This is a genomic window from Ereboglobus luteus, assembly GCF_003096195.1.
GTDB classification, from domain to species: domain Bacteria; phylum Verrucomicrobiota; class Verrucomicrobiia; order Opitutales; family Opitutaceae; genus Ereboglobus; species Ereboglobus luteus.
On the sequence record NZ_CP023004.1, the window covers coordinates 155768 to 178502 of the forward strand.

The window sequence follows — 22735 nt, forward strand, 5'->3', positions numbered from 1 at the left end:
ATTGGTTGCGCCCTTTTAGTCCAGCCCCGTCCCCGAAATCTCGTGCAACGCGTCCGCGAGCGTGCGGCAAAAAATATCATCCATGCGCGCGCAATCTTCGTCGGAAATTGTCACCACGCGGTTGTCGCTTTTGAGCAGGCGCGTGATTGTCGCGGCGATTTTTTTCCTATTCGCGGGATTCCGTTGCCCGAGCGTTTTCAGCATTTTGCAGATGTCGGGGACAAGCGGCAGCAACCGGTGTTCACGCGTCGCCTTTTTTAGTGCCGTGAGATTTGTCGCCAGCCCTTTCGGATGATCGGGCTGCAATTGCAACAAGGCGCCCATCGCCGTGACCGGCGCGCATTCATCCTTGCCGGACCATGTCGAGCGGCCCTTTGCGACGATGGACTCCAGCATCTCCACCAACGAGTCCATCAGATTTTTCGGCGCGTTTTTGGAAAGCTGGACCGCAAGCGCGCAGGCGTTTGGCAGCGGGCGCTCCGCCTTGTCAATAATCGCCAGCAATGTCGGCCACACGCTTTTCGCCCCATCGACGCCGGCCAGCGCGCGAATCGCGAGCAACTGTTCATCGCGCGCCGGAAAACTCGTCGCCGCCTTGCCGGTGATCAATGCGCGACACAATGCATGAAACGCCGCGTCGGGACGCGCCGCCCACGCCTTGAGCAAATCGCTCAAAAAATGCCTCGCCTTTCCCTCCTTGTCATTTCGCTCATACGCCGCGCGCGCCAATTCGAAATGCCGCGCATCGCCCTTCAATTGCGCCAGCGCAATGTGCGGCCACATCGCCGTGTTCGAGCCGCGCGCGTCGAGTTTTTGCGCAAGCTCCTCAAGCCGCGGAATCGCCGCGGCGCACCGCCATGAGCCGAGGAGAAGCGACGCCTTTTGCTCCGCCTTCGGCAAACCGGCCATGACTTCGCGAGCGAGCGTTGACACCTTTTCCGCCGGCCACGTTTCGAGAAGTTCGCACCACGACGACGGCTCAACCGCGATGCGTTTTTTTGCGCGCGCCAGCAAGCGCGGCGTGCAGGGAGCCTTTTCACGCGCAAACGCGATGGCAAACGTGGAGCACATGGCGTTGTGCCCAACCCAATCGGTCTCCGGCGACGCCTTATCCAAAAGCCGGTCCCAGCGCTTGTCTCCCGCGCGCAACAACGCCAGCGCGCCATCCGCCCGCAAGTCGCGCAGATAAGATTGTTCGCCGAGCCCGGAGCCGGTGGGCCGCTTCACCGTCTGCGTCCAGGTCGGCGACGGATCGCCCGTGGCAACTTCTATAATCGCATCGGCCGCGCGCCCGCCAACCCCGGTATTCCCGAGCATGTGCACAAGCCGGCGGCGCATGTCCGCGTGCGGTTTCCGCGCCACCTTGAGAAGCACGTCTAGCGCCGCATCCGCCGCCGCGCGCGACATGCCCGCCAGCGCCGCGGCGCCATCAATGGCCGAACGCTGCACCGCCGGGCTTTTTTGCGCCGCGAGCGCGTCGAGCAACGGCAGCACCGCGCCCTTGCGCGTCATGACCAGTTCCACGATGGCGTCGTCACAAACACCCTTCGCCTCCAATTTTTCCGCGCACGCGCCCCAGTGTTTTGCCAGCGTTTCAAAATGCCACGGCTCGATTTCCGCGCCCGACTGAACCGCCTTCCACGCCGTCGCAAACACGACTGATGGCGCGCTATCCTCCCTGAGTGCGTCAACTTCCGCCCTCGACAACGCGCCTCCCGCCACGAGCGCGCGGATGATCGCGGCCTTGGCGTCGTTGTCCTTTTCCACGGACAACTGTTGCCGAAGCATCGCGATTATTTTTTCCGGCACCGGCAGGGACGCCTGCGCCACCTGCGCCGCCAGCGCGCGAAGCTCCGGCGCCGAGTCGCTCACCACGCGGGCAACCGTCCCGCACGCGTCGGCCAGCGCCGCGCGACAACGCGCGTCGAAATCCTTCATGTTGGTTCCGCGCGGCAAATACCCCGGCGTCCGCGACCAGCCCGCGCGTATCGATTCGCCAAACCCAATCAGAAACCACAACGCCTCCTTGCGCCCCCGCGCGCCGGGGCACGCGGCGATGCGCGCAAAAAACGGAATCGCCGGAATCGTCGCCGTGTAAATCGTGCCCTGGTGAAGGATGGCGGCGAACAGTTCCGAGCTCGCATGATCGGCCGCCTTGGCATCGCCGTCCACCAGCGCGCGCAAATGCCCCGGCACATCCGACGCGTCGCCATAGGCGTGTGAGAGGTTGCCCCATGAAACCGAATCAATGCCGGCAAGCGGATTTTGTTTATTGGAGTTTGAGGACATTGACTTTTCGGCTTATACAACCGCGCCCGGCCGGATGACAGCAAATAGTTGAACATTGAGCGCATCGTTCGGGCACGGCGTTTATATTTAATAATATTTTAATATCAATTCAAGCAACGGCACGCGTGGACACACTCTTTATTATTCTATTATAAAATTAATAATTACAGATCGAATATCATCACACCCCGCCTTTATATTATTTTCCCGTGCTTCCAAACCCGCCCGCGCCGCGGCTTGTGTCATCCAGTTCGCCAACCTCGACCGGCGTCGGATAGGAGCATTTCTCGATTATAAATTGCGCGATGCGGTCGCCCTTTTTGAATAATACAGGGTCCTGCGACGTGTTTAATAATACAACACCGAGCTCGCCGCGATACGCCTCGTCCACCACGCCCGCGAGGCAATGCACGCCGAGCGTCCATGCGTTGCCCGAGCGGTCGGCGACGCGGCCGTAATGACCCTCGGGCACCGCAACCGCCAGTCCCGTTTTCGCCAGCGCGCGTTTGCCCGGCTCAATCGAAAAATCCTCGATCGAATATAAATCCAACCCTGCGTCGGTTGGGTTTGCGCGCGATGGAATTCTGGCCTCGGGTGACAATTTTTTGAACTGAATAATCATGGTGGGGATGAAGTGGAGGGTTGTTTTTGCCGTCATTTGATCTTGTCGGCTCCCGACCAAAGGCAACCCCAAAGCCACTTGCACGCATCCGGTGCTCCAAATGCGCGGGATTTCGCGAAATCTCCCTCGGACGCGCCTTCGCAACCATCATCAAATCAAGTCGTTTTGCAACTTTTTGAGAATAACGCGCAAGCCGTTCACAGCTTATTCACAATTTCGTGTGAATAAGTTTTCCGTTAAAACCATCGAAAATCCTCACTTCCGCAATTTTTGGGCTTGAATGAAATGGAGGAAAATGGATTGATGTGGAGAGATTTGGAGCGACTTGTAAAAAACGCCGCTTCATCACACCGATGACACCACAAGGCACAGCAGTTTATTCCGGCGAATACCGCCACGCCCTCGACGACAAGAATCGTCTCACGATTCCGTCGCCGTGGCGCACGCCCGCGGCCATCGGTGTGTCGTTCCTTGCCGTCCCCCAACACGACGACGAAGGCAACCGCTTCATCGCCGTGCTCACGCCCGCCAAAGTGGCCTCCATCCACGCCAAGTCGGATCAAATCCCCATCTCCAACGTCAAGGGCCGCCAGGCGCTCGCCCGCTTTTTCTCGAAGTCGAAAGATTTCAGCTACGACAAGCAGGGCCGCGCCGCCATTTCGCCCGATCACTGCGAGCACGCCGGCATCACCCGCGACGCCGTCCTCGTTGGCTCGATGGACAACTTTTTCATCTACAGCCCCGAGACATGGGCTCGCATTTCCAAACCCGAGGCCGACGACAACAGCGTCCTCGCTCAACTCGGCATCTAACGCGCGCAAAAGCCATGGTCATTCCCAACGACAATCCGCATCCCGCGCCCGCCGCCGCCTCGCGTCTCGATGGAAACATCAGAGCGCGCCTCTGGCATTTCCGCCTGATGCGCGCCAGCCTCAGCCCGGCCTCGTTCACCGCGCGCCGCGCAACCGCCCGCTCCCACTCTCAACACGCCATGGGCGCGCACGCCGCCGCCCCGTCCAACGATGTCCGGCCTGGAAACGAAACCCGCCATGCCGCATGAGCCAGAAAACAACGTCATGCCTGCAACCGGACAACATCAACCCGTTCTCCTCAATGAGGTGATCGCGCTCCTCTCGCCGCGCGACAACGGGCGTTATCTCGACGGCACGTTCGGAGGAGGAGGCCACACGCGCGCCATCCTCGAGGCCGCGACTGGCTCCTTCGTCTTCGCCTTCGACCGCGATCCCGCCGCCGCCGCGCGCGCCGACAGGCTCGCGCGCGAATTTCCCGGGCGTATCCAGTTAACGAATACCGATTTCGCTCGCCTCGCCGAGCCCGACGCCGATCCCGCGGACGGCTCCGCCATCGCAAACCTCGACGGCGCGCTCTTCGACCTCGGCCTTTCCTCCTTCCAGCTCGACGAAACCGGACGCGGATTTTCATTCCGCACCGACGCTCCCGCCGACATGCGCATGGATCCGCGCTCCGGAATCCCCGCAGGCGCGTGGCTTGAAACCGCGCCCGAGGAGGAAATCGTCCGCGCCATCCGCAACTACGGCGAGGAACCAAGCTGGCGCCGCGTCACCCGCGCGCTCATCGCGGCCCGCGGCTCCGGCGCGCTTGCGCACACATCCTCGCTCGCGAACGTCATCGCCGACGCGATTCCCGCGCGCGAACGCCGCGCGTCCAAAATCCACCCGGCCACGCGCTCGTTCCAAGGCATCCGCATTTTCATCAACGACGAACTCGCGTCCATAGAGCGCGCGCTGCCCGCCGCCTTCGCCCGCCTCGCACCCGGGGGAATCCTCTGCGTGATCAGCTTCCACTCACTCGAGGACCGCATCGTCAAGACACTCTTCCGGCGGCTCTGCGGCCAGCCCGAAAGCGCCGCCGATTCCCGCCCGCAGCAGTTCCGCGACAAACACGCCGAGCCGCTCACCCGCAAACCCATCGTCCCCGGCGACGATGAAATCTCCGCCAATCCGCGAAGCCGCTCCGCGAAGCTCCGCGCCATCAAAAAACTCTGACGCCCGCGCGCCACAGTCATTCCGCATTACAAAAAAAGCATTTCCAATGAAAACTTCCTCACTCAACAAAGGCTATATCACCACTCTCACCGCCCTCGTGCTGGCGTCGGTATTCTGCCTGGGCGCGTCCACCTTCGCCGTTGTCTGGCAGCAGCAAAGCAATGTCCGCGTCGCGAAAGAAAGCGGCAAACTTGAAAACAGCATCGCGAGCCTCCAGCGCCACCAGGCCGAGCTCAACAACAAGATCGCCACCGCGCAGACGCTTGAGGCGCTGAACCGCCGCAACGCCCAGTTCCGCCTCAACCTCGCCGCGATCCGCGAGCAACAACTCGTGCGCGTCACCCGCGACCCGAAGCTTCTTCTCGACCTGAAACGCAACATGGAGCGCATCGGTTTCATGCCCGCCGCGCCCGCCGCCGACGCGCCCCTGCTCGCGCGTCCCGACACCAACACCACGCCTTCCCTCATCCGCTTTGTGAGCATGAGCCACTAAGCCGCGCCACCATCAACCCATGCCCAAGGGCTTCGCATCCAACAAACGCATAATTATCGTCGCCGTTTGCATTTTTGCAATCTTCTGCGCGGTGCCCGTGCGTCTTGTTCAGTTGCATGTGACCGACCACGAGAATCGCGCCGACAAGGCCGGCGTCGCCCGGCACAAATTCGACATCGAGCATTCGCGCCGCGGCGACATCGTTGACGCGCACGGCGACATCCTCGCTACCAGCCGCACACTCGTGCAAATCGGCATCGATCCCGACGCCTATGAACGCTTTTTCAGGGTCCTTCGGAAGAACAGAAAAAAAAGGCCCGACATCATCGCCAAGACCACCGCCGAGGAAAACGCCAAGTGGCGTGAACTCGCCGGAATGCTTCAAATCTCCCCCGCCGAAATCGAACGCATCTGCGCCACCTACCTTCGCGACAGTTCCTTCGACGCCGAGGAAGAGGCCAAGGACAAGGCCTGCAAGAGCAAGCGCCCGGACAGGGTTCGCTTTGTGAAGATCCACCCCGGCGTCAACGAGGATGTCTACGAAACCATTTCCAATCTCAAGATCGGGAGCGGCCTCAACGCCACGCGCATCTACGAACGCACCTATCCGCACAACCAGCTCGCCGCGCACCTCATCGGTTTCGTCAACAAGGAGCAGAAACCCATCACTGGCGTCGAGGCCTCCTTCGACAGCTACCTCAGGCCATACGACGGCTGGCGCGAATCCGAGAAAGACGTCCGCAGTCGCGAGCTTGTTCAGTTTCGCTCGCGCGAAGTTCCCGCCGTCGACGGCTACACCGTCAAGCTCACCATCGACTCCGTCGTCCAGAAATGGGCCGAGGAGGAACTGGCCGGCATCGCCGATAAATTCACCCCCGCGCACGCCGTCATCATCGTGAGCGACGCGCAAAGCGGCGCGCTTCTCGCGCTCGCCAATCACCCCACCTTCAACCTCAACGAATACAACAAAGCCCCCGCCGAAAACCTCGGCAACTTCGCCATCCAATCCTACGTAGCCCCCGGCTCCACGTTCAAGATCGTCGCCGCCTCGGGCGCGCTTGAGGACCGGCTCGTCACGCCCGACACCCGCTTCGACTGCTCCGCCACCAGCGTCGAATACAGGGGGCGGAAAGTCTCACTCATGACCGACGACCACCGATGGGATCATCCGCTCTCCGTCTCCGAAATCATCTCCCATTCCAGCAACCGCGGCGCCGCCCTGCTCGCCATACGCCTCGGCGACCGGCGCTTTCACGATTACATACGCGCCTTCGGTTTCGGCTCGCGAACCGGCTTCCCCCTCGGCGGCGAAATCCACGGCGCCCTCAACCCCGTCGAAAAATGGTATCCCATTGACATCACCCGCATCGCCGCCGGCTACTCCATCGGCGCCACGCCTCTCCAAATCCACTACGCCATGGCCGCCATCGCCAACGGCGGCGAACTCGTCAGCCCGCAAATCATCTCCGAGGTGCGCAAGCCCGACGGCGAGCTCGCCTTCCAGTTCGGCAAGGAAATCCGCCGTCGCGTCATCAGCCCCGGAACCGCGGAAACCATGCGCGCGCTCCTCCAGCGCGTTGTCTCCGCCGACGGCACCGCCGGCAAAATCGCCCTCCCCGGCTACCAGCTCGCCGGCAAAACAGGCACCGCGCAAAAACTCGTCGACGGCCGCCACTCCAAGAAAAACCACATCGCGTCATTCTCCGGCTTTTTCCCCGCCTCCGCCCCGCGCGTCGTCATTACCGTCATCGTTGACGACGCCAACCTCCCCGGCGGCCGCGCCGCCTATGGCGGCTCCGTCGCCGCCCCCAGTTTCAGGCATCTCGCCGAAAAGCTCATTCCCTATCTCAACATCAAGCCGGTTCCCGAAGCCCGGTCCTCGCACCTCGGCTCCCAAACCGTCATCGCCACCAACCACTGATCCACACCGCATCCAGATGATCAGCTATCTCACACAAAACCACTTTCTCGTCACCGCGTTTCGCGACACGCCCGCCGCCGCCATGCTCGACCTCGCGCCCGCGCCTCGCGCCCGTCGCACTCCCGCGCGCGCCGCCCGCTCGCCGCGCGCGCTCAAACCGCACCACGCAAACAATCTTTTCAAAATGGCACCCAAACTCTCCGACTACTTCAAGGACGACGAAATCATCGCCAGCAAAGGCCCGCTCGACCGCCCCATCTCCGGCATCGTCATGGACTCCCGCCGCGTCGTCCCCGGCAACCTCTACTTCGCGCTCCCCGGCCTCCGCACCGACGGCGGCGAATACATCGACGAGGCCATCAACCGCGGCGCCGTCGCCATCGTCACCAACAAGCTCCCCCTCCACGCCCCCGGCAAGGCAACCTTCATCCAAGTCGCCGACCCGCGCGCCCAGCTCGCCCGCGTTTCGCAGCGCTATTACCGTTTCCCCGACCGCGACATGACCGTCATCGGCGTCACCGGCACCAACGGCAAAACCACCGTCACCCACCTCCTCAAGCACCTCCTCAACGGCGACCAGCGCGTCGGCCTCGTCGGCACCATCAACTACGACCTCGGCGCCCGCACCGTGCCCTCCTTCAAGACCACCCCCGAGTCAATCGACATCTACGGCATGCTCGCCCAAATGCGCGATGCCGGCTGCCGCCAGACCGTCATGGAAGTCTCCTCGCACGGCATCGACCAAAACCGCGTCCTAGGCATGCACTTCGACGCCGCAGTCTTCACCAACCTCACCCGCGACCACCTCGACTACCACAAAAGCCTCGACGAATACTTCGACGTCAAAACGCGCCTCTTCACCGGCAAAACCGGCGCGCAACCCAAGCTCGCCGTCATCAACATCGACGACCCACGCGGCTCCGAACTCGTCAAGCGCGTCCCCGAGGGCGTCCGCGTTCTCACCTTCGGCGAATCCCCCTCAGCCGACGTCCGCGCCGAAAACATTTCGCTCAATTTCAAGAACACCACCTTCCGCCTCGTCTGGTCCGGCGGCGCGCTCGACATCGACTCGCCCCTCATCGGCCGCTACAACGTCTCCAACCTCCTCGCCGCCGTCGCCACCGCGATCGGCCTCGGACGCGACCCGCTCGTCATCATGTCGCGCCTGAAAACATTCACCGGCGTCGCCGGCCGCATGGAACGCATCGAGGCCGGCCAGCCCTTCAACGCCCTCGTCGATTACGCGCACACCGACGACGCCCTCCGCAACGCCCTCGGCATGCTCCGCGCCATCACGCCCGGCCGCCTCCTCGTCGTCTTCGGCTGCGGCGGCAACCGCGACCGCGCCAAGCGCCCCCTCATGATGCGCGCCGTGCAGGAATTCGCCGACTACGCCTTCGCCACCGCCGACAACCCCCGCTCCGAACCGCTCCAGCAAATTTTCGACGACATGAAAACCGGCGTCACCGCGCCCGAAAAGCTCACATGGATCGAGGACCGCCGCCGCGCCATCAGTCTCGCGCTCGACATGGCCAAACCCGGCGACTGCCTCCTCGTCGCCGGCAAAGGCCACGAATCCTACCAAGAGTTCGCCGACACCGTGATCCCCTTCGACGACCGCCAGACAGTCCGCGAACTCATCAACCTAAAAACCCTGAAGTCCTAAAAATCGTCTCATCAGTCCCACCGGTCTTATCGGTCCTATCAGTCCCATTTCTCCGTGCCATACTATGATCCAGTTCAACTTGCCGCCTGGGCTGCCGCCCAATGGACGCAACAGCCCGGCGGCTCGTTGACTGGTTTTACAAACGACACGCGCACGCTCCGCCCCGGGGAAATCTTCATCGCCCTGCGCACCGCCAGCCGCGACGGCCACGATTACCTCGCCGCCGCGAAAGCCGCCGGAGCCGCCGCCGCGATCGTCTCGCGCGCGAACCCCGCAATCGATCTCCCGCAGCTCGTCGTCGCCGACCCGCTCGCCGCCTTTCAGAAAATCGCCGCAGCGCACCGCGCCGCCTGCCAGGCCGCCGGAGTCGTTGTCATCGGCATCTCCGGCAGTAACGGCAAAACCTCCACGAAAAATCTCCTCGCCGACATTCTCCGCGCCGCGCACGGCGAAGACCGCGTCCTCGCCACCGAGGGCAACCTCAACAACCACATCGGCGTCCCGCTCACCCTCACGCGCATCGACCCCGAGCGCCACAAATACGCCGTCGTTGAAGCCGGCATCAGCGCCCCCGGCGAAATGGAAACCCTCGCCACGATGATCGCCCCCGATCACGCGATCATCACAATGATCGCCCCCGCGCACACCCAAGACCTCGGCGACCTCAAGACCATCGCACGCGAAAAAGCTGTGATGCTTGAGCACGTCCGCAATAATGGCGCGCGCATCTTCCCCCCCGCCTGCTTGAGCTACCCCGCCTTCGCCGCGCTCCCCTCCCCCGCTCCGATTTCAGCCCTTCAGTCCTTCAGCCCTTCAGCCTTTGTTGCATCCTCCGGGATGCAACAAAACGCCGCCCTCGCCATCACGCTCGCCAAACGCCTCGGCGTATCCGATCTTCAAATACAAACCGCCCTCGACGCGTGGCGGCCCTCGAAATGGCGCGGCGAAATCGTGCGCGATTCCTCCGGACGCCTCTTCTACCTCGATCTCTACAACGCCAACCCCGCCTCGATGTCCGACGCGCTCGACGCCTTCGTCCGCGTCGCCCCGTCCGAACTCCCGCGCCTCTACATCATCGGCGGCATGGAGGAACTCGGCCCCGAGTCGCCGCGCCACCACCGCGAACTCGGCGCGCAACTCGCCGCGCTTCTCCGCGACCGCCCCGGCGACCAACTCATCCTCATCGGCGCGCACGCCCCCGACATCGCCGCCGGCGTATCCCCCGACAGCGTCCGTATTGAAATATCGGATACAGAAACCGCAGCGCAACGCATCGCCGCGTTTCAAGGCGCCGTCTTCATGAAAGGCAGCCGCCGCAATGCGCTGGAAAACGCGCTGCCCGACAACATCAAAAACGCCCATTTATGAACGCACCGTCCTTCGCCACCCACAACCGCTCGCACGTTTACAGCTGCAATCCCGCCGCCGCATTCAGCTATGTTATCGACAACCTCGGCAGCGCCACCCCGTGGGCAATGCTCGCGATCAGTTCCATGATGCCCCCTCCCGCCGCCCGCCCCGCCCCGCGTAGCGTCACTCCTCCTGCGCAACAGCGCGCAACTTCAAACCCCGCCCGCCTCCCGTTACCCGCCACTCGCCACTGATCCGGATTTCCATGCTAAGCCACCTGGCAGATTTCGACACTATTTTTGGCCCGCTGCGCCTGTTGCGGTTCATTACCTTCCGCGCATTTGCCAGCGCGGGCACGGCGGCGATTATTGGTTTCGCGCTCGGCCCGTGGCTCATCCACCGCCTCCGGGTTCTCAAGTTCGGCCAGCACTACGACGACGACCGCACCGGCGATCTCGCCGTGCGTTTTGACAAAAAGAACACGCCCACCATGGGCGGCCTTCTTATTTTTGCGTCGGTTTTCATCAGCACGCTCCTTTGGGCGCGTCCCAACATCTGGATCATCGTCGCCCTATTCGTATACGCCGCGCTCACAGCAGTCGGCTTTCGCGACGACTACCTGAAGGTTGTCCGCAAAAGCCGCGACGGCATTTCCTCGCGCGAAAAAATGGCGTGGCAGACGGTCATCACGATCATCGCGCTCGGCGCGCTTCTGCTCCATCCCATGAGCTCCGCCAAGATCAGCGAACTGTGGCTCCCGTTCGTCAAGGAGCCCGTGCTCCTGTTCACGGGCGTGCTCGGCATAATCGCGCTTCTGGTGATGATGTTTTTCTGGATCGTCGGTTTCAGCAACGCAATCAACCTCACCGACGGGCTCGACGGGCTCGCGATGGGCTGCACCGTCACTGTCGCGCTCGTGTATGGCATCATGGCCTACGCCGCCGGCAACGCCCTCGTCTCCGAATACCTGCTCATCAGCTTCGTGCCCGGCACCTCCGAGCTCACCATCGTGTGCACCGCGCTCGTCGGCGCCGGACTCTCGTTCCTCTGGTTCAACTCGCACCCCGCCGAAGTCTTCATGGGCGACACCGGCTCGCTCGCCCTCGGCGGCCTCATCGGCGTGATCGCCTTCATGGTGCAGCAACCCTTCACGCTCATCATCGTCGGAGGCGTCTTTGTCGCCGAGGCTTGCTCGGTGCTCATCCAAGTCGGCCATTTCAAATACACCCGCCGCAAATACGGCGAGGGCCGCCGTTTCTTCCTGATGGCCCCGATTCACCACCACTTCCAAAAACGCGGCTGGCCCGAAACCAAAGTCGTGATCCGTTTCTGGATCATCTCGCTCATGTGCGCCCTCGCCGGCCTCGCCACGCTCAAACTCCGTTGAAAAATCAGCCCTTCAGTCATTCAGCCTTTCAGTCTTTTTCCTCTCCCATGCCTCTCCAAATTCCAGACCTCATCGCACCGCACCTTGCCAAGCCCGTCGCCGTCTTGGGCGGAGGACGCAGCGGCGAGGCCGTTCTCGCGCTCCTCGAAAAACTCGGCGCGAAAGGCGTGCTCTACGACGAAAAACTCAAGCACGCCAAGCATGTCTTCACCGCCACGCAGGCGCGCGCGCATCCGCTTGTCATTTTCAGTCCCGGCTTCGCGGCAAATCACAAATGGCTCGCCACCGCGCGCAAGGCCGGCTGCGAAACCCTCGGCGAACTTGACTTCGCTTCCCTTTTCTGGCGAGGCAAGATCATCGCCGTCACGGGCACCAACGGCAAAACCACGCTCACCGAATTTCTCACGCACGCCCTCCGCTCCATCAAGCGCGACACCACCGCCGCCGGCAATGTCGGCTTCCCCTTCAGCGCGCTCGTCAACCGCACCGACGGCGGCACGATCGACGACACCGCCGTCGTCGAGGTCAGCTCCTTCCAATCCGAAAGCTTCAAGTATTTCCGCGCCGACTCCGCCCTCTGGATCAACCTCGCCGAGGACCACCTCGAGCGCCACCAGCACATGCGCGACTACTTCGACGCCAAGTGGCGGCTCCTCGACCGCTCCCTCGGCGGCGTCATCCTCGCCGGCGACTCCGTGCAACGCCACGCCGCCGAGTTCGGCTGCGCGCTCCCGCCCGACGCCTGCGTCGCCACCGAGAACCAGCCCGCCGACATCCTCCTCGCCGGCACCATCTTCGAGCACTACCCGCAACGCGAAAACTTCCTCATTGCCGCCGCCTGGTGGCGCCACGCCGGCCTCCCCGAGCAAGCCCTCTACACGGCCGCTCAAAACTTCAAGCTCGGACGCCACCGCCTCCAGCGCGTCGCGGAGGTGAGGGGCGTCTCCTACTGGAACGACTCCAAGGCCACCAACTTCCACGCCGTCGAGTCCGCCCTCTCGCAATTCCCCTCGCCCGTCATCCTCATCGCCGGCGGCCTCTCCAAGGGTGGCGACATCCCCGGCTTCGTCCGCCGAATCGCGCCCTCCGTCAAGCACGCCCTCCTCATCGGCGCCACCTCCGGCGAGCTCTCCGCCGCCTGCCGCGCCTACAATGTATCCCACACCGCCTGCGCCACCTTTGCAGAAGCTGTAAAATTGGCGTCCAAGAACGCACAAAGTGGAGATCACGTATTGCTAAGTCCCGGTTTTGCCAGTTTTGATATGTTCACCAGTTACGAGGATCGAGGAGACCAGTTCGAGCAGCTTGTTGCCGGACTCGCCGCCGCGCCCGCCTCCAAACACTGAACAACGTTCGCGTCCAGTATCCATTTTTCAAATACAACAACAAACACACCTTCATCCTCCAATGAAAATTCTAAAAATGATCGGCCTCGTCGTCGCGGTGCACGCCGTCGTGCTCACCTTCGGCTTCATCCTTCCCGGCTGCCAGTCCACCGCGCGCACCTCGCACTCGACGTCGGAAAAAACCACCGCCTCCGACCTTTCGCGCATCGACGCCGCGCGCGCCGCCACCACCGTCGGCGGGCAACCCGACTCCGGCGTCTCCGCCCCCGACAGCGGCCACACCGGCCAAGCGCCCCTCTCAACGGCGCCCGACAGCGGCAGCGCCTTCACCGGCGGCCCTGTTACGAATTTCAGCGTCCCCGCCTCTAGCGCCGTCACGCCGACGCGCCCGCAAGCCGGGGCGGAGACTCCCGCCATCGAGCCGGAGCCGCCCCCCATGCTCACCTACACCGTCGTGTCGGGCGACAGCGCGTGGAAGATCGCCAAGAAGTTTAAAATCTCCACCAACGAGCTTCTCGCAGCCAATGAGCTTCCGCGCAACCCCACACTCCAGGTCGGCCAAAAGCTCAGGATTCCCGCAAGGACCGTCGGCCAGACAACCACCCGCGCCACGACGCAGGCAACGCAAGCCGGCACCAACATCTACAAGGTGCAGGCCGGCGACAGCCTCGCCGTCATCGCCCGCCGCTACAACACCACCGTTGCGCAGATCCAGAGCCTCAACAAACTCACCGGCACCTCCATCCGCATCGGGCAGGAACTCGTCGTTCCCTCCATTGCCGACGCGCCCGCGACAACCGCGCCCGCGCCCGCCGCCACCACCGACGCATCGGGAGCCCGATTCACCATCACCCACATTGTGAAGCCCGGCGAGAGCCTCGACGTCATCGCCCGCCATTATGGGACATCGCGCAACGAAATCGCCACCACCAACCACATCACCGATCCGCGCAAACTTCAGGCCGGCCAAAAACTCACCATCACCTCCGCGAGGAAAAACCTGCCCGCCGACGCGCCCGCCAGCGCCGCGACAACACCCGCAGCGCAGCAACCCGCGGCCCAAACGCCCCCGCCGGCGACTCCTCCGCCGCCCGTGGAAACCGCGCCCGTCAGCCCCATCTCGCCGGTGAGTGAAAGCCCCATCTCGCCCGCCCCCGCCGACGCGCCGCCCGTCGTCACGCCGCAGGACCCCGTGCGCTGACGCGCGCAGGGCATCACGATAAACTTCCCGCTCTCCGCCGCCACATGGATTCCGCCAGCTATTTCGATTCCCCCATCGAGGCAAAACCAAAGGCCATCACGCCCGTTTCGGTTATCATCGCGTGCGCGCTTTTGCTTCTGGCGATTGGCATTCCGATTGTTTACAGCGCCAGCACGGCATCCAAATACGGGGCGTCCACGTTTGTCACCAAGCAGTTGATCGGCGTGGGGCTCGGCGTTTGCGTCGCGTTTGTCGTGAGCCGGTTCGATCTTGAGCACCTGCGCAAATACGCGGTGCCGCTGCTTGTTGTCGCGATCATTCTTTTGCTTCTCACACTGGTGCCCGGCATCGGCATCCGCCGCAACGGCAGCAGCCGCTGGCTCGGCACGTCGTCGCTCGCGTTTCAAACCTCGGAGTTTGCAAAAGTCGCGCTTATATTCTGCCTCGCGCACTACCTCGCGATCAAACAAACCCACATCGGAAAAACAGTGCATGGCTACTGCATCCCGCTGCTCATGATCGCCGCCATCACGGTGCCCATCTCGCAGCAAAAGGACATCGGCACCGCGGGGCTTATTTTTGGAGTCGGCATCATCATCCTTTTCCTTGCCGGCGCCAAATTCGCCAAACACATCGTGCCCACAATCGTCATTGGAATCGCCGGGGCCGCATGCCTTGTCATTGGCACCGAAAACCGCTTTGCGCGCCTCGACGCATGGGTGAAGCACACCGTGCCCGACTCCTGGCTCGCGCACGCCGTGAGCCAAATAATGGCATGGCGCAACTACACCCCGAAGGAGGACATCGACGCCTGGCAGCTCGAGCAGGCGCTCTCCGCGTTCGCCGTCGGCGGCATTCAAGGCGCGGGGCTCGGGCAAGGCCGCCAGCAGATCACCTTTCTGCCCGAGGCGCACACCGACTTCATTTGCGCGGTCATCGGCGAGGAACTCGGGCTCATCGGCACGCTCTCCGTCGTCGTGCTCTTCATGGTTATTTTTATCGCCGGCCTCGTGCATCTGCGCCGCGCGCCAAACATGTTCCAATACCTGCTCACCGCGGGCGCGATTCTATTCCTGATCATGCCCGCGTTGATCAACTTCTACGTCGTCACCGGCGTAGTGCCGACAAAGGGAATGTCACTGCCCTTCGTCAGCTACGGCATGTCCAACCTCCTTCTCACCGGCGCGCTCATCGGGATACTGCTCAACAACCAGCGCAACTGGCCGCGCCCCGCATTTTCCAAACGCGAACGCATCCTCAGGGAAGTCGTTCAGACCTGAAAACTAAGAGTTAAGATTTGAGAGTTAAGAGGCAAACCCGCGCCGCCGGAACCCTCCGTGGCGCGATGGCGACTGCTTCTTAATTCTTGAAAATTAAATCCCTGTTTCACCAGTCCGCCGCTCCCGTCCACAAATTCTCAAGTGTCTTCCACCAGCCAGCCAACTCACACGAAAACCTTCCTCCTCGCCTGCGGCGGCACCGGCGGGCATCTCGCTCCCGGCATCGCGCTTGCCGAGGCGCTCCTCGCGCGCGGCCACAACGCGACACTTCTCATCAGCAGCAAAAAAGTCGACTCGCGCCTCTCCGAAAAATATCCGCACCTCAACTTCCGCCGCGTCCCAAGCGCGCCCCTGCCGCGAAATCCGTTCCTGCTGCCGGTGTTCCTTCTTCGCCAGCTCCACGGATTTCTTTTCAGCATTAACCTGGTCCGCAAAACCAAGCCCGACGGCATCGTCGGTTTTGGCGGCTTCACCACGGCGAGCGTTATCATTGCAGGGGCGATTTTCCGCGTGCCCATCGCGCTTCACGAATCCAACCGCGTGCCCGGCCGCGCCACCCGGTTTCTCCAGCCGCTCGCAACGCGCATCTTTCTGCCGCCCGGCATCGCGATCCCCGGCGTCACGCGCTCGCGCATGCGGCCGATGGGATTGCCCGTGCGCAAGGAAATCCAGCGCGAACCGCGCGACGCCGCGCGCGCCAGCTTCGGACTTTCCCCCGAGCGCAGCGTCCTCGTCATCCTCGGAGGCTCGCAAGGCGCGACCTCCATCAACAACTGGGCCCGCGAAAACCTCCACACCCTCGCCCGCGACGGCATCCAGGTTTATTGCGTCACCGGCCTCGGCAAGGGGGGCGACGAAATCATCACCCACCCCGACGCCAACGGACGCCCCGTCAAAAGCATCTTCTCGCCCTTCTGCGACCGCATGGCAGCGCTCATGTCCGCCGCCGATCTTGTCGTTTCGCGCGCCGGCTCGGGCACCATCGCCGAGCTCATCCGCTGCGTCACCCCCGCGATCCTCATCCCCTACCCGCAGGCCGCCGACAATCACCAGCAGGCCAACGCGCTTTATTTCGAACAGCAAGGCGGCGGGGTTGTGATCGACCAAAGCCGCCTCAACACGCTCACGCGCGAAGTCCGCGACACCATTTTCAACGACTGGCTCCTGCGCAAATTTCGCGAAAACCTCGTCCGCATGGATCGCGCCAACTCGCTCGACCTCCTTCTCGACGACCTCGAGCAAATCACCAACCGTCGCCCGCCCCACAACGCGAAGGCCGGCAAGTCCGCCTCACCCGCCGCATGACCGACGCCCGCACACCGCTCCCCACCCTCTTCGGACGCGAAGTGCGCGCGATCCACTGCGCGGGCATCGGCGGCATGGGCCTCGGTCCGCTCGCCATCTACCTCGCCCGCCTCGGCTACACCGTCACCGGCGAGGACGACGCCATGACCGCCCCCATGCGCGCCCAACTTGAGCGCGCCGGAGTCGGAGTGAATGCGGTTTCGAGCGAAGCGACAGGCCTGACATGCGGATTTCGGAATGCGGAATTTCAAACCACGCAAATTGACCAAGCTTCGCTTGCGTCCGACATTCCGCATTCCGAAATCCGCACTCCGCATTTCCCCGATCTTCTCGTCGTCTCCACCGCCATCTCGCCGGAGCATCCCGCCGCTGTTGCCGCAAAAACGCACAACATCCCCATCGTCCGCCGGGGCGAGCTTCTGGCCGAGGTTGTTCGCGGGAAAAAACTCGCCGCCATCTGCGGCTCGCACGGCAAAACGACAACGACCGCAATGCTCGTCACCGCCCTGCACCGCGCCGGATTTTCCGCCGGCTACATTCTTGGCGGGCTCTTCAACGACACCTCGCTCCCGCCCGCCGACACCGGCGACACCGGCTGGGTCGTTGCCGAAATCGACGAAAGCGACGGCACCATCGAAAACTTTTCCCCCGAAATCACCATCGTCACCAACCTCGACTGGGATCACCCCGACCACTACCGCACTCCCGCAGACATCGAGGCCGCCTTCCACGCCCTCTTTGCCCGCACCAAACGGGCGGTCATTGGCTCCATTCCGAATTCCGATCTCCGCACTTCGCATTTCCATCACACATTCGGCTCCGCGGCCGACGCGGGCTTCCGCTACCAAATCACACGCGCCGCCAACGACGGCCAGACGCTCGCGCTCGCGGGCAAGTTCCCCATCTCCAGCGCCACCGTGCGCGCGCTCGGCGATTTCAACGCCGCCAACGCCGCAGCAGCTCTCGCTGCCGCGCACCTCATGGGCGCGACACTCGCGCCCGATCTCCTCGCCGCCTACCCCGGCGTCCGCCGCCGCCAGTCAATTCTTCGCGCCACCGACAGCCTGACCGTCGTCGAGGACTACGCCCACCACCCCGCCGAAATCCGCGCCCTGCTCACCAGCCTCCGCTCGCGCATCCCCGACGTCGGACGCCTGCTCGTCGCATTTCAGCCGCACCGCTACTCCCGCACAGCGCAATTCAAGACCGACTTCGCCGCCGCGCTCGCCATCGCGGATCGTTCCTACCTGATTGATGTCTATCCCGCCGGCGAAGCCCCCGTCGCAGGCGGCTCCACCGCCGACCTCTACGCCGGGCTCCGTGCCACCGCGCCCGTGCAACCCGTCATTTATCGCAACGGAAAAACAGACGCCACACTTGCCACGCTCGCCCGCGACGTCCGCCCCGGCGACTGGGTCGTCTTTGTCGGCGCGGGCGACATCGACCACTCCGCCCGCGCCTGGCTCACGCTCGCCACCGAATACGAAAAAGCCGCCAACCACTGGGGCACGCTCGGCGTCGCCCTGCGCGGCACGCTCTCACCCGCGTCCAAAGTCCGCATTGAGGAACCGCTCGCGCAAAAAACCACCATGCGCGCAGGCGGCGCCGCCCGCCTCTACGCCGAGCCCGCCGACGAACGCGATCTCGCCCTCCTCATCGATTTTGCGCGCGCCCGCGCCATCCGCACGCTCATGCTTGGACGCGGCTCCAACCTCATCATCCCCGACGAAGGTGTTGACGCCCTCGTCATCTCACTCGCCGCCCCGCACTGGCAGCATTTTGAAATTTTGCCCGGCAACCTTGTCTCCTGCGGCGCAGGTCTCCGTCTCAAAAATCTCTGCGGCCTCGCCGCCGCCGCCGGCCTTTCCGGTTTTGAATTTCTCGAAGGCATCCCCGGCAACCTCGGCGGCGCGCTCCGCATGAACGCCGGCGCGATGGGAGGCGAAATTTTCAACCGTGTCGAAACCGTCCGCGTCATGACGCACACCGGCGAAATCAAAAGCCTTAGCCCCGCCGAGATGGAAGTCTCCTACCGCCGCTGCGGCGCGCTCGCCGAAAACAACCTCGTCGCCCTCTCCGCCACACTTCGTCCCGCCGGGGAAAAATCCCCCGCCGAAATCACAACCCTCATCGAAAACCATCGCGCCAAACGCCAGGCCGCGCAGCCCCGCGATCCCAGCTCCGGCTCCGTTTTTAAGAACCCGCCAAACGACTCCGCCGGGCGCCTCATCGACACCGCCGGCCTGAAAGGCGAGCGCATCGGCGGCGCGGAAGTTTCCCCGCAGCACGCCAATTTCATCATCAACCGCGACAACGCGACCGCGACCGACATCATCCAGCTCATACGCCGCATCCGATCCGCCGTCCTGAAAACCCACGGCATCACCCTCGACCCCGAAGTCCTGCTCTTCGGCGCAAACTGGGAGGACTACCTGTGAAAAATTTCAATTTTCAAAATCCAAATTCCAATAAAATTCCAAAATCCAAATTCCAAATTCCAGTGGGGATGCGAAAGGTCTGTTTGAAATTTGAAATTTCATTGGAATTTGATCACTGGAATTTGGAATTTCCCGCGAGGAGCACGCCATGAACACATCCGCCCTCCAACCCACTCCCCCCGCCTCCGCGCGCCCCCCCATCATCGCCATCCTCGCGGGCGGCACCTCCTCCGAGCGCGAAGTCTCCCTGAACTCCGGCGAAGCCTGCGCCGCCGCGCTCGCGAAACATTTTCCCGTCGAGCACATCATCATCGACCGCAACGCCCTTCCCGCCGCGATCTCCCCCGCGCGCCACGTTGTCTTTTCAACCCTCCACGGCACCTTCGGCGAGGACGGCGGCATGCAACGCCTCCTTGAGGAGGCCGGCATCCACTACGCCGGCTGCGACGCCGCGTCGAGCGCGTTCACGATGGACAAAACCCGCACCAAGCGCGCCGCCGCCGCGCGCGGCGTCCGCACCATCGCCGGACTCACCTTCAGCGCCCGCCATAACAAACCCAGCGCCACGCAAATCATCGCTCAACTCGGCCCCGACCTCGTCCTCAAGCCCAACGACGAGGGCAGCTCCGTCGGCCTCCACATCATCGAAAACCGCGCGCAACTCGACACCGCCCTCGACACCGCGCGCGACGGCGACTGGCTCGTCGAACGCCGCATCCACGGACGCGAACTCGCCGTCGGCGTCCTCAACGGACGCGCCATGGGCATTGTCGAAATCCGCCCCAAGTCCGGCATCTACGATTACGAAAGCAAATACACCGCCGGCAAAACCGACTACCTCGCGCCCGCGCCCTTCGACGACGCCACCGCCGCCGTCATCCGCCGCAACGCCGAGGTCGCCTTCGAGGCCTGCGGATGCCGCGACTTCGCCCGCATCGATTTTTTCTTCACACCTGAAAACGAAATCCTCCTCATCGAAATCAACACCCTCCCGGGCATGACCGCCACCAGCCTCCTGCCAAAAAGCGCCGCGTGCGCCGGACTCGATTTCGAAAACCTCCTCCGCGAAATGGTCGCGCCGGCCATCGCCCGCCACAACGCCGCCCCCTGAGATTTGAAACCCGTGAAGCACTCGCCCAACCCATCCTCACGCTCACCCAACAACTGGAGGAACCTCACCCGCCAGGTCACCCCCGGCGTCCACACACCCATCAGCCAGAAACGTCAGAAACGAGACATGATCAAGAAAATCGCCCTCTGCCTGCTGCTCTGCGTCATGGCAATCATCGCATTCGAAGTTTACACTGTCTGGAAAAACAACCCCTCCGACATCAAGGCGCCCGTCAAGGACACCCCGCTCAAAACCATCACCGTCCGCTCCAACGGCGTTCTCGATTACAACTGGACCGTCCGCACACTCGCGCTCCCCGAGGGCATCGACATAATGGAGCTCGACATCACCGCCCTGCGCAAACGCATCCTCGATCACGCCCAAGTCCACACCGCCGTTCTCACCCGCCAGTTTCCCGACACGCTCACCGTCACGCTCGAGGAACGCTCCCCCGTCGCCCGCATTCTCATCCAGCAGCCCGGCGGCGAGCGCGAGGAACTCCTCGTCGCCACCGACGGCATCGTGTATTCGGGCGCCAACTACGCGCCCGGCACCCTCGCCGCCCTCCCCTATCTCGCCGACGTCAACCTCCTGCGCACCGCGCCCGGCGCCCACCAATACCTGCCCCTCGCCGGCATCGACTTCGTCGCCAAACTTGTCGCCGAGGCCCAAATCAACATTCCCGATCACTACGCCACCTGGCGCTCCATCTCCATGAAACGCTACGACGAGGACCGCCTCCTCGTTGTCAACACCAGCAACGCCGCCCGCATCACCTTCGGCATCCGCGAGGAATTCATAAACCAAATTGCGCGCCTCGACTACATCCTCAACGATATCGCCCGCACCGCGAATCCCAACCGGGGTCCCGTTCACACCATCGACCTCTCCGTCGGCCAGACGGCCAGCGGCATCCAGGCTCCCGTCACCTTTCACCCGGTCGCCACCGCCAGCCACCGCCGGCGCTGACCCCTTTCACCCCTCACTGATTTATATCGACTGCAGCATCCTCGAATAATGGCCAAAAACTTCAAAATCATCGCCGGCGTCGAAATCGGCACCTCCAAGATCACCGTCCTCGTCGGCGAGCTCACCTCGCGCAATCTCACCATCATCGGCAAATCCGAATGCCAGTCCGCCGGCGTGATGAAAGGCGTGATCATCGACGCCAAGGCCGCCAGCAACGCCGTCCACACCGCTCTCGAGGGCGCGGAAAAAAGCGCCCACATTCCCATCGACGAAGTCATCCTCGCCCAAACCGGCATGCACCTCCAGGGCTTCAAAACCGACGCCATCGTCAACGTCTCCTCCGCCAGCAACACCGTCAGCTCCACCGACATTCAGACCGCCTGCCAGATCGCCCTTTCCAAACAACTCCCCGAAAACCGCACAATCGTTCACGAGATTCGCCGCCCCTTCCGCCTCGACGGCCAAATCATCGCCAACCCCCTCAACATCCGTGGCAACCGCCTCGAGGCCAACTACTGGATTGTCCACGGCGACACCAACACCGTCACCAACTCCATCTACATCATCCAGGGTTACAACCTGCCCATCCTCGACCTCGGCCTCGCCAGCCTCGCCTCCGGCAGCATGATCACCACCCCCGAGGATCGCCATCACGGCGTCCTTGCAATCGACATCGGCGCCGGCACCACCGACTACGTCCTCTATCGCAACGGCGCCCCGCACGTCACCGGCGTCGTCCCCGTCGGCGGCAACCACGTCACCAACGACCTCATGCTCGGCCTGCGCACCACTCCCGGTCAGGCCGAAACCATAAAAATCCGCCACGGTCGCGCCACCCTTCACTGTCGCGACAAAACAACCAAGGTCTGGCTCAACGGCGACCACGGCATCGGCGACCGCCCCATCCCCCTCCAAAGCATCGAGCAAATCATCGCCGCGCGCATCTCCGAAATATTCGAAATCGTCCGCAAGAAACTCGACATCGATTACACTCCCGAAAACACACCCGCCGGAATCGTCCTCACCGGCGGCACCTCCAAGCTCGAGGGCATCGTTGACGCCGCGTCGAAAGCCTTCGAATCCACCGCCCGCCTGGGTGAGTTTCCCCCGCACATCCTCGAGCAACTCCGCGCCCCCGGCTACGCCACCGCCCTCGGCCTCCTCTTCACCGGAGCCTCCGCCGCCCGCGGACAACTGCCGCCCAAAAAGGGAGGCATATGGGGGATCTTTAACCGTTGACCGGAAACCCAAGGGCCGGAGCGCCAGAATCCAGACAACTAAAACTGAACTCGCGCAGCCGGTGCCACCGCCAAACACCAAGCTCTAAACA

At 63.2% G+C, this 22735-nt stretch carries 19 protein-coding genes; 17 read left to right on the forward strand and 2 right to left on the reverse strand.

The window, feature by feature from the left end:
- Positions 1-15 precede the first annotated feature (15 nt).
- Complete coding sequence (locus CKA38_RS00670; protein WP_108823777.1) at positions 16-2289, reverse strand: hypothetical protein; 2274 nt, start codon at positions 2287-2289, stop codon at positions 16-18.
- 199 nt (positions 2290-2488) lie between these two features.
- Positions 2489-2911 (reverse strand): dUTP diphosphatase, encoded by a 423-nt coding sequence (gene dut, locus CKA38_RS00675; RefSeq protein WP_108826330.1) that lies wholly within the window; start codon positions 2909-2911, stop codon positions 2489-2491.
- 353 nt (positions 2912-3264) lie between these two features.
- Here dut and CKA38_RS00680 point away from each other — a divergent pair, with 353 nt between their 5' ends.
- The 17 genes from CKA38_RS00680 to ftsA all read left to right on the forward strand — a co-directional run bounded on the left by CKA38_RS00680 (position 3265) and on the right by ftsA (position 22644).
- A complete protein-coding gene (locus tag CKA38_RS00680) occupies positions 3265-3723 on the forward strand; it encodes a division/cell wall cluster transcriptional repressor MraZ (protein WP_108823778.1) in 459 nt (152 codons plus the stop codon).
- Between the two features lie 14 nt (positions 3724-3737).
- On the forward strand, positions 3738-3971 hold the full coding sequence (locus CKA38_RS00685; protein WP_108823779.1) for a hypothetical protein: 234 nt from the start codon (positions 3738-3740) through the stop codon (positions 3969-3971).
- Entirely contained in the window at positions 3934-4938 is a 1005-nt protein-coding gene (gene rsmH / locus CKA38_RS00690) for a 16S rRNA (cytosine(1402)-N(4))-methyltransferase RsmH (RefSeq protein WP_236919079.1), read from the forward strand. Before CKA38_RS00685 ends, rsmH begins: the two co-directional genes overlap by 38 nt.
- A 46-nt stretch (positions 4939-4984) precedes the next feature.
- Positions 4985-5431 carry a hypothetical protein gene (locus CKA38_RS00695; RefSeq protein WP_108823780.1) on the forward strand — a complete coding sequence of 149 codons (447 nt, stop codon included), beginning with the start codon at positions 4985-4987 and terminating at the stop codon, positions 5429-5431.
- A 19-nt stretch (positions 5432-5450) separates the two neighbouring features.
- Positions 5451-7352, forward strand: a complete 1902-nt coding sequence (locus CKA38_RS00700; RefSeq protein ID WP_108823781.1) for a peptidoglycan D,D-transpeptidase FtsI family protein — start codon at positions 5451-5453, stop codon at positions 7350-7352.
- Positions 7353-7368: 16 nt separating this feature from the next.
- Positions 7369-9018 carry a UDP-N-acetylmuramoyl-L-alanyl-D-glutamate--2,6-diaminopimelate ligase gene (locus CKA38_RS00705; RefSeq protein ID WP_108823782.1) on the forward strand — a complete coding sequence of 550 codons (1650 nt, stop codon included), beginning with the start codon at positions 7369-7371 and terminating at the stop codon, positions 9016-9018.
- A 54-nt stretch (positions 9019-9072) separates the two neighbouring features.
- Positions 9073-10386 carry a UDP-N-acetylmuramoyl-tripeptide--D-alanyl-D-alanine ligase gene (locus tag CKA38_RS00710; protein ID WP_108823783.1) on the forward strand — a complete coding sequence of 438 codons (1314 nt, stop codon included), beginning with the start codon at positions 9073-9075 and terminating at the stop codon, positions 10384-10386.
- The gene (locus CKA38_RS00715) at positions 10383-10622 is read left to right on the forward strand and encodes a hypothetical protein (protein WP_108823784.1); all 240 of its coding nucleotides are present in this window, start codon (positions 10383-10385) and stop codon (positions 10620-10622) included. The genes CKA38_RS00710 and CKA38_RS00715 overlap by 4 nt, the downstream gene beginning before the upstream one ends.
- Before the next feature lie 11 nt (positions 10623-10633).
- Complete coding sequence (mraY, locus tag CKA38_RS00720; RefSeq protein ID WP_108823785.1) at positions 10634-11755, forward strand: phospho-N-acetylmuramoyl-pentapeptide-transferase; 1122 nt, start codon at positions 10634-10636, stop codon at positions 11753-11755.
- A gap of 47 nt (positions 11756-11802) precedes the next feature.
- Positions 11803-13101, forward strand: coding sequence for a UDP-N-acetylmuramoyl-L-alanine--D-glutamate ligase (gene murD, locus CKA38_RS00725; RefSeq protein WP_108823786.1), 1299 nt, complete (start codon positions 11803-11805; stop codon positions 13099-13101).
- A 61-nt stretch (positions 13102-13162) separates the two neighbouring features.
- Positions 13163-14302, forward strand: coding sequence for a LysM peptidoglycan-binding domain-containing protein (locus tag CKA38_RS00730; RefSeq protein ID WP_108823787.1), 1140 nt, complete (start codon positions 13163-13165; stop codon positions 14300-14302).
- A 44-nt stretch (positions 14303-14346) separates the two neighbouring features.
- Entirely contained in the window at positions 14347-15582 is a 1236-nt protein-coding gene (locus tag CKA38_RS00735; RefSeq protein ID WP_108823788.1) for an FtsW/RodA/SpoVE family cell cycle protein, read from the forward strand.
- Between the two features lie 141 nt (positions 15583-15723).
- Complete coding sequence (locus tag CKA38_RS00740) at positions 15724-16887, forward strand: UDP-N-acetylglucosamine--N-acetylmuramyl-(pentapeptide) pyrophosphoryl-undecaprenol N-acetylglucosamine transferase (RefSeq protein WP_108823789.1); 1164 nt, start codon at positions 15724-15726, stop codon at positions 16885-16887.
- Positions 16884-19325, forward strand: a complete 2442-nt coding sequence (gene murB, locus CKA38_RS00745) for a UDP-N-acetylmuramate dehydrogenase (protein WP_108823790.1) — start codon at positions 16884-16886, stop codon at positions 19323-19325. The genes CKA38_RS00740 and murB overlap by 4 nt, the downstream gene beginning before the upstream one ends.
- Positions 19326-19473: 148 nt before the next feature.
- Complete coding sequence (locus tag CKA38_RS00750) at positions 19474-20436, forward strand: D-alanine--D-alanine ligase family protein (protein WP_108823791.1); 963 nt, start codon at positions 19474-19476, stop codon at positions 20434-20436.
- A gap of 12 nt (positions 20437-20448) precedes the next feature.
- On the forward strand, positions 20449-21405 hold the full coding sequence (locus CKA38_RS00755) for a cell division protein FtsQ/DivIB (protein WP_108823792.1): 957 nt from the start codon (positions 20449-20451) through the stop codon (positions 21403-21405).
- A gap of 48 nt (positions 21406-21453) precedes the next feature.
- Positions 21454-22644, forward strand: coding sequence for a cell division protein FtsA (gene ftsA, locus CKA38_RS00760; protein ID WP_108823793.1), 1191 nt, complete (start codon positions 21454-21456; stop codon positions 22642-22644).
- Positions 22645-22735: the final 91 nt, after the last annotated feature.